Here is a 14,043-nt window from a genome sequence, read left to right on the forward strand (position 1 = left end):
CCGCCCGCCGGGGCGGCACCCCCATTAGGAAGGACAGACGATGAAGGCCACGGCCTGGATGGGCAGGGACTCCGTCAAGGTGGTCGACGTCCCGGAGCCGAAGATCATGAGCCCGCGGGACGCGATCGTGAAGATCAGTACCACCGCCATCTGCGGCTCGGACCTGCACCTCTACCACGGGTACCTCCCGGCCATGCGCAAGGGCGACATCCTCGGCCACGAGTTCCTGGGCGAGGTGGTCGAGGTCGGGCCCGAGGTGGGCAACCTCAAGGTCGGCGACCGGGTGGTCGTGCCCTTCCCCATCGCCTGCGGGCGCTGCCGCTCCTGCCGGCAGGGCCTCTTCTCGGTCTGTGAGAACTCCAACCCCAACGCCGGCTTCGCCGAGAAGCTGCTGGGGCACTCGCCCGCCGGCGTCTTCGGCTACTCCCACCTCACCGGCGGGTACGCCGGCGGTCAGGCCGAGTACGCCCGGGTGCCGTTCGCCGACGTCGGCCCGCTCAAGGTGCCCGACGACGTTCCCGACGACCAGGCGGTGCTGCTCGCCGACGTCTTCCCGACCGGCTACATGGGCGCCGAGATGTGCGACATCCAGCCCGGTGACGTGGTGGCGGTCTGGGGCGCCGGCCCGGTCGGGCTCCTCGCCGCGGCCAGCGCCCGGCTGCTCGGCGCCGACCGGGTCATCGTCATCGACCGGTACCCGTACCGGCTGCGGCTGGCCGAGCAGCACGCCGGCGCCGAGGTGCTCAACTACGAGCAGGTCGACGTGCTCGACGCGCTCAACGAGCTCACCGCCGGCCGGGGCCCGGACGCCTGCATCGACGCGGTCGGGCTGGAGAGCCACCACGACAACCCCGCGCTGTACGCGTACGACCGGACCAAGCAGGCCGTGCGGGTGGAGACCGAGCGGCCCTTCGCGCTGCGCCAGGCGATCCTGGCCTGCCGCAGCGGGGGAGTGGTCTCGGTGGTCGGCGCGTACGGCGGCTTCGTCGACAAGTTTCCGATGGGCGCGTTGATGAACCGGTCGCTGATCATGCGGACCGGCCAGTGCCACGTGCAGCGGTACACCCGCCCGCTGCTGGAGCGGATCCGGCGCGGGGAGATCGATCCGAGTTTCGTGATCAGCCACCGGCTGCCGCTGAAGGACGCCCCGAAGGGCTACAAGATCTTCCAGAAGAAGCAGGACGACTGCACGAAGGTGGTCCTCAAGGTCTGACCGGGTGGACCCGAGGTCGCCGAGGGTGCGGAGGTACCACGCGGTCCCTTTGGAGCTGATGTCGTAGACGAATCAGCTCGCGCGTCCGGGCCGTGCCTGTCGCGCGGCAGGCGGTGCCCGGCGCGCTGCAGGCGGTGCCCATCGGTCAGCCGCCGATGTTGGGCCCGTTTTGTCGGGCGCCTGATGTCGTAGACGATTCAGCTCCAAAGGCGCCGAGCAGCAGCACCCGGCCGGCCACCCGCGGACGGGGCGACGGGAGAGCGCGCCGCCCGCCCGCGGGCCGTTCGTCAGCGGTCTCCGGGCTGTTGGATCGCGCCGGGACGGCTAGTGCGATGTCCACTAACGTTCACCGGGTTTGCGGTGGGTGTTGTGGATCCTCGCCTGTTGGGCGAGCGACTCCCCTCCGGGTGGTGGGGCGGGCCTGCGCGGGCCAACTGATCCTCGTGCCGCCCGGGGTGGGCGGCGGGGGTCACGTCGGGACTGGCCGGCACCGGGTAGGTGTCGGCCGGCTCGACGGTGCGTGACCACCTCCGGCAGCACAACGGCTGTCGGGGTGGTGGGTCCGCCACCCGGGAGACGGGTGGCGATGCTGGCGGCCGCGACGAGGTCACGGTGCCCGGAGAACGCGCAGTGCGGGCAGGACAGGGTCCGGCCGCGGGGTTTCGGCACCCGCCTTCGGCAGGCGGGGCAGGTGGACGACGTGCCGCGTTCGTCGACCAGCCGAACACTGATGCCGGCGAGGGTGGCCTTGTCGGTGAGGACCTGCAGGAGCCGGCCGATCTGCCACTGCCGCAACCGCAGGTTGTGCCGCCGGCCAGCAGGAATCTCAAGCACCCCCCGGGGGTCACCGACGTGCAGGACACCGACCCGCTGCCGCACCGCCCACGACACGACCGAGCGGGCGGCTTCGTGCTGGGCCTGACGGACCCGCCGCCGGTGCCGGCCTTCCACCAGGCGTGCCCGACGCCGGTACTGCCGCCACCGCCGGGACCCCTTCTCACCCGGCTTCGGCGCCCGCCGGGCCACGGCACGGCGGCGGGCTTTCGTGTCAGCGAGGTGCATGCGATGTTCGGCGCGGATCGCCCGCCCCGACACCAACAACCCCTCCCCGTCCGGGCCGGCCACGGCGTAGGGGTGGATGATCCCGAGATCCACCCCGGCCACCCGGCCCGGATCCGGTCCCTCACCGTGCGGGTAGACCGCCACCGGCACCTCGGCGGTCACGTCCAGGAACAGACGGCCGCCCTCACACAGCAGCGTGATCGACCGGACTTGTTCGGCCGGATACGGCACGTCGCGCGCCAGGCGCACCCACAACGGCGCAGTGCCCTTGGCGGTGGGGATCCGCACCCGGCGGCCGTCGAGGGTGAACGTGCCGTGATACCAGCGCACCGGCACCAACCCCCGCCGGCGACGCGGGAACCGCGCCGACGCGTCACCCGCCTTGCGGCGTTTCGCCGCCGCGAACCACGCATCGGAGAACCGGCGCAACACCGACCGGGCACCCGTGGTGTCCAGGTCGGCGAACGTGCCCGGCCCGGACGCGGACAGCTCCCGACACAGCTGTTGATAGCCGACCAGTGGCGGGTCGTGGCGGCGACGCCGCCACGCATTGACCTCCAACACACACGCCCACACGTCACCGGCGGAGCGCAGCAGCCCGAAACACCGCCGCCGCTGCCCTGCCGTCACCCGCACAGCGACGCGCGCGGTGCGATGCACGACCCGCGGCGCGGCGGGATCCCGACGGCGAGGCATGAACCGAAGCCAACACCAGCCCTACGACATTTCCCCAACCCCGACCAACCCGGCCAACGTTTGTGGACACGGCACTAGCGTGTCGGCAATGGAGTGTGGTGACGTGGCGGTGCCGGGCACGTGGCAGACGACGTCGCCGTGCGACTGCGGCCGGTGACCGAAGCCGATTTGGCCATGTTCCGACGGTTCTGCACCCAGCCAGGGCTCGTCGGATTGGACTGGGCGGGCTTCCGCGAGGCCGAGGCGCCGGCCCGGCGCTTCGCCGTCGACGGCTGGCTGGTGGAACGCGTCGCCGTGGCACGGCCCGGCGGAGTGAACGCGGGTCAGGGGATCGGCCACTCGTGCACCGGCCGGTTGTGGTGCATCAGCTCCACATAGTGCCGGACCACCTCGCGCAGCGCCGCCGGTCGATCCAGGTGGTCGGCGGACTCGAGCCGGTGCAGCGTCTCCACCTGCCACGTCGCGCCGTTGCGCCCGGTCAGGCAGCGCTGCTCGACGATGCCGAGCAGCCGGTCCCGCTCGCTGGGGTCGAGCCCCCACCGGTCCAACCCGTGGTACGCCAGCGGCAGCAGCCGCCGCAGCACCAGCTCGGTCACCGGCAGGTAGCCCAGCCCGGGCCAGAACACCTGGGCGTCGATGCCGTGCCGCGCGCAGTTGGTGAAGTTCTCCTCCGCGGCGCTGAACGACATCTGCGACCACAGCGGCCGGTCCGACTCCGCCAAGGCCCGGACCAGTCCGAAGTAGAAGGCGCCGTTGGCGATGGTGTCCACCACGGTCGGGCCGGCGGGCAGCACCCGGTTCTCCACCCGCAGGTGCGGCCGTCCCTTCAGCACGTCGTACACCGGTCGGTTCCAGCGGTAGATGGTGCCGTTGTGCAGCCGCAGCTCGGCGAGCTTCGGCACGCCACCGGCGGCGAGGGTCTCCGCCGGGTCCTCCGGGTCGCAGACCGGCAGCAGCGCCGGGAAGTAGCGCACGTTCTCCTCGAACAGGTCGAAGACGCTGGTGATCCAGCGTTCCCCGAACCACACCCGGGGGCGTACCCCCTGGGCCTTGATCTCCTCGGAGCGGGTGTCGGTGGCCTGCTGGAACAGCGGCACCCGGGTCTCCCGCCACAGTTCCCGGCCGAAGAACAGCGGCGAGTTGGCGCCCAGGGCGACCTGGATGCCGGCGACCGCCTGGGCGGCGTTCCAGTAGTCGGCGAACTGGGCCGGGCTGACCTGGAGATGGAACTGGGTGCTGGTGCAGGCCGCCTCGGGGGTGATGGTGTCCGCCGTGGTGGCCAGCCGCTCCACCCCGCTGATCGAGATCCGCAGGTCCTCACCGCGGGCGGCGAAGATCTGCTCGTTGAGCAGCGCGTACCGGGGGTTGGCCGAGAGCGTCTCGGCGGTGAGGTGCTCCGGGCGCAGGGTGGGCAGGATCCCGATCATCACCATGTGCGCGCCGACCCCGCGGGCCTTCTCCTCGGCGGCGTTCAGGCTGGCCCGGACGTGCTCCTCGAACTGTGCGGTGCCGGCGCCGGCCAGCCGGCGCGGCGCCACGTTGATCTCCACGTTGAACTGGCCCAGCTCGGTCTGGAAGGCCGGGTCCGCGACCGCGGCCAGCACGTCGGCGTTGCGCATCGTCGGCTCGGAGTCGTCGTCGACCAGGTTCAGCTCGATCTCCAGGCCGGTCATCGGCCGTTCCACGTCGAAGCGCGACTCGCGGAGCATCTCGGCGAACACGTCGAGACAGCGGCGCACCTTTTCCCGGTAGCGGGCCCGGTCCTCCCGGCTGAAGGTCCGCGCGCCGACGTCCTCGCCCATGGTCACCACCCTGTCACCGTTGGTTCCCCTAACCTCGCATGACACGGCGGGGGCGGGGAAGACCCGAAGGTCCTTCTACCTACCCCGTCGCCGGCCCGGTGATCCCTGTCGCGTCCGACGTCCGGACGCCACGCCCGGCCGGGCCCGGCCGGCGGGGTTGCCGACCGCCCCGCTTCGGCGCCGCGCGATTCGCGCGGTCAGGTCGCCGGCCCACCCACCGGCCGGCGGCAGTTGGCCAGGAAGTCGGCCAGCATCGCGGCGAGCCGCTCCGGCGCCTCCTCGGCCATGTGGTGCCCGGAGTCCACGGACGCGGCGCGCACGTCGTCGGCCCAGTCCCGCCAGATCGCCGCCGGGTCGCCGTAGAGGTCGACCATGTCATCCCGCGCCGACCAGACGAAGAGCACCGGGCAACCGATCCGGCGGCCGGCGGCCCGGTCCGCGTCTTCCGCCGCCCGGTCCGGCCCCAGCCCGGCCCGGTAGTCCTCGCACATCGCGTGCACGGTTGCCGGGTCGTGGATGGCGCGCCGGTAGTCGGCGTACGCCTCCTCGCCCATCGCCTCCGGCGAGCCGCCGTACCAGGCGTCCGGATCGGCGTTGATCACCCGCTCGGCCGGCTTGTCGAGCTGGCCCAGGAAGAACCAGTGCCACCAGCGGGCCGCGAACCGGGCGTCGCAGCGGGCCAGCGCCGCGCCGATCGGCACCCCGTCGAGCACCCCGAGCCGGCTCACCCGGTTCGGGTGGTCCAGCGCGGTCCGCATCGCCACGTACGCGCCCCGGTCGTGGCCGACCACCGCTGCCCGGTCGTGGCCCAGCGCGTCGAGCAGCCCCACCACGTCGGCGGCCATCGCCCGCTTGGCGTACGTGGTGTGCGCCGGATCGCTGGGTGGCTTCGACGAGCCGCCGTAGCCCCGCAGGTCCGGGCAGATCACGGTGTGTCGGTCGGCCAGTAGCGGGGCGACCCGGTGCCAGGTGGCGTGGGTACGCGGGTGCCCGTGCAGCAGCACCACCGGCGGCCCCGACCCGCCGTGCCGGACCCGCAGGCGTACCGGGCCGACGTCGATTTCCTCGAGGGTGAATCCGGCGAACATGGCCGCACCGGTGCCCCCGCCCACCCGGGCGGAAACCTCAGCCGAGCGCCGAGCAGGCGGCGATCGCGGTCAGCAGCAGCGCGCCGAGCGCCGCCTGGAGCAGCAGCGCCGGACCGAGGTGGGACCAGACCGTCGCGGTACGCGGGGTGAGCAGCTGACCGGTGGTCAGGTTGACGATCCGCTCGATCCGCGGCGGCAGCTGCGGGTCGCGCTGCGGGCGCAGGGTGAGCTGCACGTGGTCCGCCGGGTGCAGCGCGCTCTGCGGCAGGTGACCATGCAGCTCCACCTCGAGTAGCCGGTCCGCGCGGTCGCGCAGCCGCAGCGGCGTCACCAGGAACTCGGGCCCCTTCTTCAACTCCTTGAAGCTGCGCCGGGCGCCCCCGCCGCCGCTGCTGAGCAGCGAGCGCAGCAGCAGCATCAGCAGTCCCACCACGCCCGCCGCGGTGAGCACCGCGACCAGCACCGGCTGGCCCACCCGCACCTCGCGGGGATAGCCCTCCAGCAGCCGGACCACCCGCCCGGTGACGATCCGCTCCGTCGGGTGGACGACGCGCCGGATGTGGAGGTCAGTACCCATGATCACCACCGAGAGTCCGGATCCGTTCACTGATGGTATCGGTTCGTCGGGTAGAACGACGTGAATGAACGACGGTCACGGCGGTGGCCGCCAGGTGACAACCCGGGTGCTGCGGGTATGCGTGCGGCCGAGCTGGAAAGGGGTCGAGCATGCAGCTGTCCTTCCTGCGCCCGCTCTACGACCGTCCCGGGCCGTGGTGCTCGGTGTATCTGGACGCCTCCCTGGACACCCACGACGGGCACCCGCAGGTCGACCTGCGGTGGCGGGCCCTCAAGGGGAGCCTGCTGGAGCAGGGCGCCGACCCGGCGACCATCCACGCGGTGGAACGGGTGGTTCGCGGGCACGATCCGATGCCGGGGGACTACGGCCTGGCCGTCTTCGCCACCGGCGGGCGAGTGGTGCTCACCGAGTACCTCGCGGCGCCGCCACTGCGTGACCTGGCGAGCTGGTCCACCCTGCCGCACACCATGCCGCTGGTCGCCCAGCGCGGCGAGCAGGTCGCCTGGGTGCGGGTGCTGGCTGACCGCACCGGCGCCGACGCCGTGGCGGTCAGCGCCGGCGGGGTGCCGCGCCGTGCCCACGTGCAGGGCAAGTACAGCCACCAGCTGCGCCGGGTGCAGCCTGGCGGTTGGTCGCAGTCCCGCTACCAGCGGGCGGCGATGGAGGCGTGGCACCACAACGCCGGCGACGTCGCGTCGGCCACCGTGCAGCTGGCCGAGAAGGTCGGCGCCGACGTGGTGGTGGTGGCCGGCGACATCCGGGCCACCGGCGTGATCGCCGCGCAACTGCCGGACCGCTGGCAGGACGTCCTGGTCCGCACCGACGCGGGCAAGCGCGCCCGCGGCGCGGACCCGACCTTGATGGACGACCTCACCGTGCAGACCATCGCCGAGGTTGCCGACCAGCGGATCACCGCCACACTGGACCGCTTCGGGATGCAGGAGGACGTCGGGGCCGGACTGGACGCGGTGGTGTACGCGCTGCAACGCAACCAGGTCGAGAACATGCTGATCGTCGATGACGCCTCCGCCAACGGCAAGCTGTGGATCGGGCCCGGGCCGACCGAGATCGCCACCGACCCGGACCAGTTGGCCGGCATGTCGGTCGCCGACCCGCAGCGGGTACGCGCCGACGCCGCCCTGCTCCGGGCCCTGGTCGGCACCGACGCCGAGCTGACCGTGCTCGCCCCGGAGGAGGCACCCGAGCTCACCGACGGTGTCGGCGCGGTACTGCGCTACGTCGACGCCAGCACCCCCGGGCGGGGCAATGGCTGACCGGACGGTGGCGGACCTGGTGGTCGAGCGGCTGCGCGCCTGGCGGGTTCCCCGGGCCTTCGGCTACCCCGGCGAGGCGATCGCCCCGCTGGTCGCCGCGTTGGACCGCGCCGGCGGCGACCCACAGTTCGTGCCCGCCCGGCATGAGGAGACCGCCGCCTTCATGGCCACCGGGCACGCCAAGTTCACCGGCGAGATCGGGGTTTGCCTGGCCACCCAGGGGCCGAGCGCGGTGCACCTGCTCAACGGCCTCTACGACGCCAAGCTGGACAGCAAACCGGTGGTGGCGATCGTGGGCGAGGACGTCACCGGCCCGCTCGGCGGCGCGCACGAGGAGATCGGGCTGAGCCGGCTCTTCGGTGACGTCTGCAATCAGTTCGTCCGGTACGGACGGGTGCCCGAGCAGGTGCCCGCGCTCCTGGACCAGGCGTTCCGTACCGCCGCCGCCACCCGCAGCCCGACCTGCGTGGTCCTGCCGCGGGCGTTGCAGATGGCCGCGGTGCCGGACCTGCTGCCGCAGGCCGCGGGCGTGCTGACGGCGACCCCGGGCGAGCCGCTGGCCCGGGTGCTGCCGCACGACGCCGACCTGGACGCCGCCGCATCGCTGCTGGCCACCGGCCAGCGGGTGGCGATCCTGGTCGGCCAGGGTGGGCACGGCACCGCCGACGAGATCGTGGCGCTGGCCGACCGGCTCGGCGCCGGGGTGGCCACCTCGCTGCTCGGCAAGCCGGTGCTGGACGAGCGGCTGCCGTTCCACACCGGGGTGCTCGGCGAGGTGGGCACCACCGCCGCCGCGCAGCTGATGGGGGGCTGCGACACCCTGCTGATGGTCGGCACGAACGACCCGTGGACCGACTACTTCCCGATGCCGGGACAGGTGCGGACCATCCAGATCGACATCGACGGCCGGCGGATCGGTACCCGGTACCCGGTGGACGTCCCGCTGGTCGGCGACGCCGCGGACACGCTGCGCGCGCTGCTGACCCGGGTCGCCGACCGGCCCAACCCGCAGTGGCGCGGCATCGTGGAGAGCTCGGTGGACCGCTGGCGGCAGGCCGCGGCCGAACGGGCCGCCGCCCCGGCCCAGCCGGTCAACCCGCAGCTCGTCCTGCACGAGCTCTCCGCCCGGCTGCCCCGGGCCGGCTCGGTCGCCGTCGACGTCGGCTCGGTCCTCTACTGGTACGCCCGGCACCTGGAGCTGCCGCCGGAGGTCCGCGCGCAGCTCTGCGGGACGCTGGGCTCGATGGGCTGCGCGCTGCCGTACGCGGTGGCCGCCAAGCTGGCGCGCCCGGACGAGCCGGTGATCGCGCTGCTCGGCGACGGCGCGATGCAGCTCAACGGGCTGGCCGAGCTGATCACCGTGGCGCACCACTGGCAGGAGTGGCGGGACCCCCGGCTGGTGGTGCTGGTGCTGAACAACCGGGACCAGTCGGGAATGGGCGGTGGCCGGCGGCCGGCCGGCGAGCTGGCCGACCGGCGACCGGACGTGCCGTACGCCGGCTGGGCCCGGCTGCTCGGCCTGCACGGCGTCCGGGTCGACCGGCCGGAGCTGATCGGCCCGGCCTGGGACGAGGTGCTCGCGGCGGACCGGCCCAGCGTGCTGGAGGCGGTGGTCGACCCGATGGTGGCCCTGAACCCGCCCGAGCCGGCCCTGGCGGACCTGCGCGGCCTCTTCGCCGATGGAGACGCCGCCCGGCGGGTGCGCGAGCGGATGCTGCACACCGTCACGGTGGAGGCCGAGGACCTCGTTTAGCGGGCACCGGCCAGGGCACCTTGCGGGAGATCGGCACCGCCTGGAGGTCAGATGTCCGTATGCCCCGCCCCTCGTCAGGGTCCCGCACCGCTGCCGTCCGCGCGGGGGCCGGTCTCCGCCGCGCTGCTGGCGGCGCTGCGGCAGCCGCCGTACGACCTGCCGGCCGGCCTCGGCGCCGAGCTCGCCGCGGTGGCCGACCCGCTCACCGACGAGGACCTGCAACTCACCCTCTTCCTCTGCTACGAGCTGCACTACCGGGGCTGGCGCGGCGTCGACGAGGGGTGGGAGTGGCAGCCCACCCTGCTGGCCCTGCGGGCGCGCGCGGAACGGCCCGTCGAGGCGGCGCTGCGCCGGCTGGCCGGCCCACTGCCGGCCGTGCTGCCCGGCGGCGTGCCACGCGCCCTGGCGGAGCTGGTGGCCGCCGACGACGGCCCCTCGCTCGCCGCCGCGCTCCAGCGCCGGGCCAGCCTGGCGCAGTTCCGCGAGTTCGTCGCGCACCGATCCGTCTACCACCTGCGGGAGGCCGACCCGCACAGCTGGGCACTGCCCCGGCTCGACGGCCCCGCCAAGGCCGCGCTGGTGGAGATCCAGATGGACGAGTACGGCAACGGCCGGCTGGACCGGATGCACGCCGAGCTGTTCCGGCTCACCATGGCACGACTCGGCCTCGACCCCGCGTACGGCGCACACGTGGACCGGGCGCCGGCGGTGACGCTGGCGACCAACAACATCATCTCGCTGTTCGGGCTGCACCGGCGGCTGCGCGGCGCGCTCCTGGGCCACCTGGCCGCCTTCGAGATGACCTCCTCGCTGCCCAACCGCCGGTACGGCAACGGGCTGCGCCGGCTCGGCCTGGACGAGGTCGCCACCCGGTTCTACGACGAGCACGTCCAGGCCGACGCGGTGCACGAGCAGATCGCCGCCCACGACCTCTGTGGCGGCCTGGTCGCCGCCGAGCCGGCGCTGGCCGCCGACGTCCTCTTCGGCGCCGCCGCCGCGCTGGCCGTGGACCGCCTCTTCGCCGCCCACCTGCTCGACAGCTGGGCCGCCGGCACGTCCTCCCTCCGCCCCGCCGCCGCTCCCGTCCCGGCGGTCGCGCACGCCGCCGTGGTCGCGGCACCCCCGCTCTCCGCCCCCGCCGGCCTCCCCGCCGTCGCCTGACGCCGCACACCTCGATCCGCGATCTTGCCCGTTCCGTCGCGATCGCGGGGCGTTCGCCCCGCTTCCTCCCGGCGCACCGGCCAAGATCTTCGGCGCGACCCGCGCGGAGCTTGCCCGGCGCATCGGCCGCAACCGGGGCAAGGACGGGGGTCAGGGGGTGCTGCGGAAGTTGATGGCCTTGTGGGTGCCGTCGCAGAAGGGCTTGACGGCCGACTTGCCGCACCGGCACAGGGCGATCGTGCCGCGGCGGGTCTCGATCGGCCGACCGTCGGGGGTGACCAGGGCGAACGCGCCGCGGACCAGCAGCGGACCGTCCTGGTAGGGGGTGATGGTGGCCACCGGGGGGCCTGCCTCGTCGTCGCGCATGGCCGGTGAAGTGCCCGCCGCCGTGTCGCCGAAACCCCCTTCCAGCAGGGGTTTCCGCCCCCGGACGGCGGAACCGGCGACTCGCCTCGGCTGGGTGCGGTGCGTCCCGACCACCCCGCCGACGCACCACCCGAGGATTGATCCTTGCCGTGGGGGGATGCCCGTTTAGACCGCATAGGGACGGGAAGCCGGGCCGCGTGGTGAGCGAACGAGGCAAGGTGGGGCCGGTGCCCAAGGGGCAGGTGGGGCTCACGGCGGAGGGTGCCGGGCTGGCCGGCGACCGGGTGGTGGCCGCGGGCAGCACCGCCCGGGTCCTGGTCGCGGCGACCGCCCGGGCCCTGCGCGGCGACGACTGCGCCGACCTCGGGCACCCCACCCCGCTGTCCCGCTTCACCGGCGCCCCGGAGCCGGTCCGCCGGGCCGCGGCGGCCCGGGCCGCCGGACGGGTCGCCCTCACCCCCGGCCAGGTCGCCGAGGTGGACACCGAGCGGGTGGCGCGCTGGATCGTCGACCAGTACCCGCGGCGCCGCTACCCGGGGGTGCTGCTCGGCTCGGCGCACGGCGCCGCCGCGCACCTGGCGGTGGCGCTGGGCGTGCCCTGGCTGCCGGCCACCTTCGAGCTGACCGCGCACTGGACGCAGGGCGCGGTCGACCGGCCGCGCGCCGCGCTCGACCACGGCGCCGCGTTGGCCGCGCGGCTGCTGGCCGGCAACGCCGACGTGCACGTCCGGCAGGTGCACTGCCCGGCCAGCCGGGGCGCGCTCGCCGGGGCCGCCGTCTCCCTGGCGGTGCGCTGGCGACGCCTGCCGTCGGCGTACGCGCGGTTCCTGGCCGACCGACTCGAACCCGACGCGGCGGTGCTGCTGCTGCGCGATGGCCGCACCTGGCCGGTGCTCGACGAGGGCCGGGGCCACAGCTTCCAGGTCGGGTCCCCGGCCAGCGGGCTGGACCCGGTCGATTTCCACCCGGACGCCCACGCGCTGCGCCAGGTGCTCCGCTCCGCCGGTGGCGACGGGGCGCACTGGGAGCCGCCGGAGGTCAGCACCCCGGCCGGGTACGCCGAGCACGGCGTGGAGTCCGATTTCGACCACAGCGCCCGGGAGTGGACCGGCCGGCACGGCCATCCGCTGCACCAGGTGTTCTTCCCGCAGCCCGACGCGTTCAGCGCCGCGACGGCCGACCTCTACCGGCGTTGGTTGCGCCGCTGCGGCAAGACCGGCGACCGGCTGGTCGTCGAGTGCGGCCGGCTGCTCGACCCGTGGCAGGTGGTCCGGGCCGGGATGGTGCCGTACTGGTGCGAGAACGCGACCCGGCGGCGGGTGGAGGGGGTGGAGTGGTGGCTCGCCGGCAGCGAGCCGTTCAGCTCGGTGGACGTGCTGCCCGAGCCGCCGGGGGTCCGGTCGCCCGCCCTGGCCGGCCTGCCGCAGTGGCTGGCGGTGGCCGCCTTCGGCCGGCGCCGGCGCTCGCTGGACCGGGGATCGGCCCGGGGGTACCCGGTCACCTCGGTGCCCACCCGGCGTGCCACGGAGGTGTTGCGCAACCAGCCGTACGACCTGCCGGTTCCGCCGCCGCTGCGGGTCGGTGACGCGCTCGACGTGCTCCGCGACGTCGGTGCCCACCAGGGTCTGCTGGTCTGCTGAGTGGCGGCGGCCCGCGCCACTCGCGCGCGGCCGGGCACCAACACCGGCGAAACATCCTCGCGAACTCGCGGTCCGTGATTGAGTACCTACGGAGCGGGAACACCGCTCGCTGCGACGGCCTGATGACGCTGCGTGGCGAGTTGTCGTCGCTCCTGGCGTGCCAGTCACGTAACCCACTTCCGGCCCGGTGCGTGGCCCGACCACGCGCATGACCGGTTTCCCAATCCGGGCGGGGGACCTTCCTGAGGGAGGCGCGGATGTTCGGACAGACCACCACCACCACGACGACACCACCACCCACCGATCGGGGACTGGAAGACCTCGACGCGGCGGCGCTGGCATACGCGGCCCGGATCGCCGGGTTGCCACCCGAGCGGCGGCAGGAGGCCCGGGACGACCTGGTCCGCTTCGCGCTGCCCTTCGCCGGTCGGCTCGCCCGCCGCTACCGCGGTCGCGGGGAACCGCTGGAAGACCTGGAGCAGGTGGCCCGTCTCGGCCTGGTCAACGCCGTCGACCGGTACGACCCGGAACGGGGCTCGTTCACCGCGTACGCGGCGATCACCATCGTCGGCGAGATCAAACGGCACTTCCGGGACCGCACCTGGGGCGTGCACGTGCCCCGCCGGCTGCGCGACCTGATCCTCGAGGTGGGGCAGGCGACGGCGGCGCTGACCAGCGAACTGTCCCGGGCGCCCACGGTCGCCGAGCTGGCCGAACGGCTGGAGACGCCGGAGGAGGAGATCCTCGCCGCGCTGGAGTCGGCCGCCGGCTACAGCCCGGCCTCGCTGAACGCCCCGGTCGGCGGGGAGAGCTCCGCCGAGTTCGGTGACCTGGTCGGCGAGTCGGACAACGCGCTGGAGTCGGTCGACGACCGGGTGACCGTCAGCGGCCTGCTGCACCGGCTGCCCTGGCGGGAGCGGCGGATCCTCGCCATGCGCTTCTACGGCAACCAGACGCAGGCCGAGATCGCGGCCCGGTTCGGCATCTCCCAGATGCACGTCTCCCGGCTGCTGTCCCGGGCGCTGACCTGGCTGCGCCAGGCGATGCTCGCCGACGCCCCGCCGCCCTGGCAGAACGGCGCCGCCGAGTCGGAGCCGGCGAAGACCCGGATCTCGGTGAAGCAGAACGGCGACCGCGTGGTCGTCGAGGTCGGCGGCGAGGTCGACCGGGACGGCGCGGACCAGCTGCGCCGGGCGATGCTGGCGGCGGTGACCGGGCAGCCCCGCGAGGTGGTGGTCGACCTGGTCGGCGCGGGCGGCTTCGACGCGGGCGGCATCGCCGCGCTGATGGCCGGCCGGGACGCGGCGGCGCGGACCGGCGTGCCGCTGCGGTTGACCCGGGTGCAGCCCGCGGTGCGCCGCTCGCTCGCCGCCGCCGGCCTGCCGCCCGCCGGCGACTGAACCTGGCCGGT

11 protein-coding genes are annotated in these 14,043 nt (G+C 74.1%); 6 read left to right on the plus strand and 5 right to left on the minus strand.

The window, feature by feature from the left end; genetic code table 11:
* The first annotated feature begins 40 nt into the window (after positions 1-40).
* On the plus strand, positions 41-1,213 hold the full coding sequence (locus I8N68_RS26235; RefSeq protein ID WP_200215165.1) for a zinc-dependent alcohol dehydrogenase: 1,173 nt from the start codon (positions 41-43) through the stop codon (positions 1,211-1,213).
* Between the two features lie 339 nt (positions 1,214-1,552).
* Here the strand turns inward: I8N68_RS26235 and I8N68_RS26240 are convergent, their stop codons facing one another.
* From I8N68_RS26240 to I8N68_RS26255, 4 genes are all read right to left on the minus strand, one after another.
* Positions 1,553-2,905, minus strand: coding sequence for an RNA-guided endonuclease InsQ/TnpB family protein (locus I8N68_RS26240; protein WP_200215166.1), 1,353 nt, complete (start codon positions 2,903-2,905; stop codon positions 1,553-1,555).
* Between the two features lie 389 nt (positions 2,906-3,294).
* Positions 3,295-4,773 carry a glutamate-cysteine ligase family protein gene (locus I8N68_RS26245; protein ID WP_200215167.1) on the minus strand — a complete coding sequence of 493 codons (1,479 nt, stop codon included), beginning with the start codon at positions 4,771-4,773 and terminating at the stop codon, positions 3,295-3,297.
* A 197-nt stretch (positions 4,774-4,970) separates the two neighbouring features.
* Complete coding sequence (locus I8N68_RS26250) at positions 4,971-5,861, minus strand: alpha/beta fold hydrolase (protein WP_200215168.1); 891 nt, start codon at positions 5,859-5,861, stop codon at positions 4,971-4,973.
* 37 nt (positions 5,862-5,898) lie between these two features.
* Entirely contained in the window at positions 5,899-6,447 is a 549-nt protein-coding gene (locus I8N68_RS26255) for a hypothetical protein (RefSeq protein ID WP_200215195.1), read from the minus strand.
* A 140-nt stretch (positions 6,448-6,587) separates the two neighbouring features.
* Here I8N68_RS26255 and I8N68_RS26260 point away from each other — a divergent pair, with 140 nt between their 5' ends.
* Genes I8N68_RS26260 through I8N68_RS26270 form a run of 3 tightly spaced genes read left to right on the plus strand, consistent with a single transcriptional unit; the run spans position 6,588 to position 10,626 of the window.
* Entirely contained in the window at positions 6,588-7,712 is a 1,125-nt protein-coding gene (locus I8N68_RS26260; protein ID WP_200215169.1) for a baeRF2 domain-containing protein, read from the plus strand.
* Positions 7,705-9,465, plus strand: coding sequence for a thiamine pyrophosphate-binding protein (locus I8N68_RS26265; protein WP_200215170.1), 1,761 nt, complete (start codon positions 7,705-7,707; stop codon positions 9,463-9,465). Before I8N68_RS26260 ends, I8N68_RS26265 begins: the two co-directional genes overlap by 8 nt.
* Before the next feature lie 51 nt (positions 9,466-9,516).
* On the plus strand, positions 9,517-10,626 hold the full coding sequence (locus tag I8N68_RS26270; protein WP_200215171.1) for an iron-containing redox enzyme family protein: 1,110 nt from the start codon (positions 9,517-9,519) through the stop codon (positions 10,624-10,626).
* A 150-nt stretch (positions 10,627-10,776) separates the two neighbouring features.
* On the opposite strand, the gene I8N68_RS26275 is transcribed toward I8N68_RS26270, so the two are convergent.
* Positions 10,777-10,965 carry a CDGSH iron-sulfur domain-containing protein gene (locus I8N68_RS26275; protein WP_307812981.1) on the minus strand — a complete coding sequence of 63 codons (189 nt, stop codon included), beginning with the start codon at positions 10,963-10,965 and terminating at the stop codon, positions 10,777-10,779.
* 254 nt (positions 10,966-11,219) lie between these two features.
* Here I8N68_RS26275 and I8N68_RS26280 point away from each other — a divergent pair, with 254 nt between their 5' ends.
* On the plus strand, positions 11,220-12,632 hold the full coding sequence (locus I8N68_RS26280; RefSeq protein WP_307812982.1) for a hypothetical protein: 1,413 nt from the start codon (positions 11,220-11,222) through the stop codon (positions 12,630-12,632).
* Between the two features lie 257 nt (positions 12,633-12,889).
* Positions 12,890-14,032, plus strand: coding sequence for a SigB/SigF/SigG family RNA polymerase sigma factor (locus I8N68_RS26285; protein WP_200215173.1), 1,143 nt, complete (start codon positions 12,890-12,892; stop codon positions 14,030-14,032).
* Positions 14,033-14,043: the final 11 nt, after the last annotated feature.

Source organism: Micromonospora coerulea (genome assembly GCF_016598485.1).
Lineage (GTDB): Bacteria > Actinomycetota > Actinomycetes > Mycobacteriales > Micromonosporaceae > Micromonospora > Micromonospora coerulea.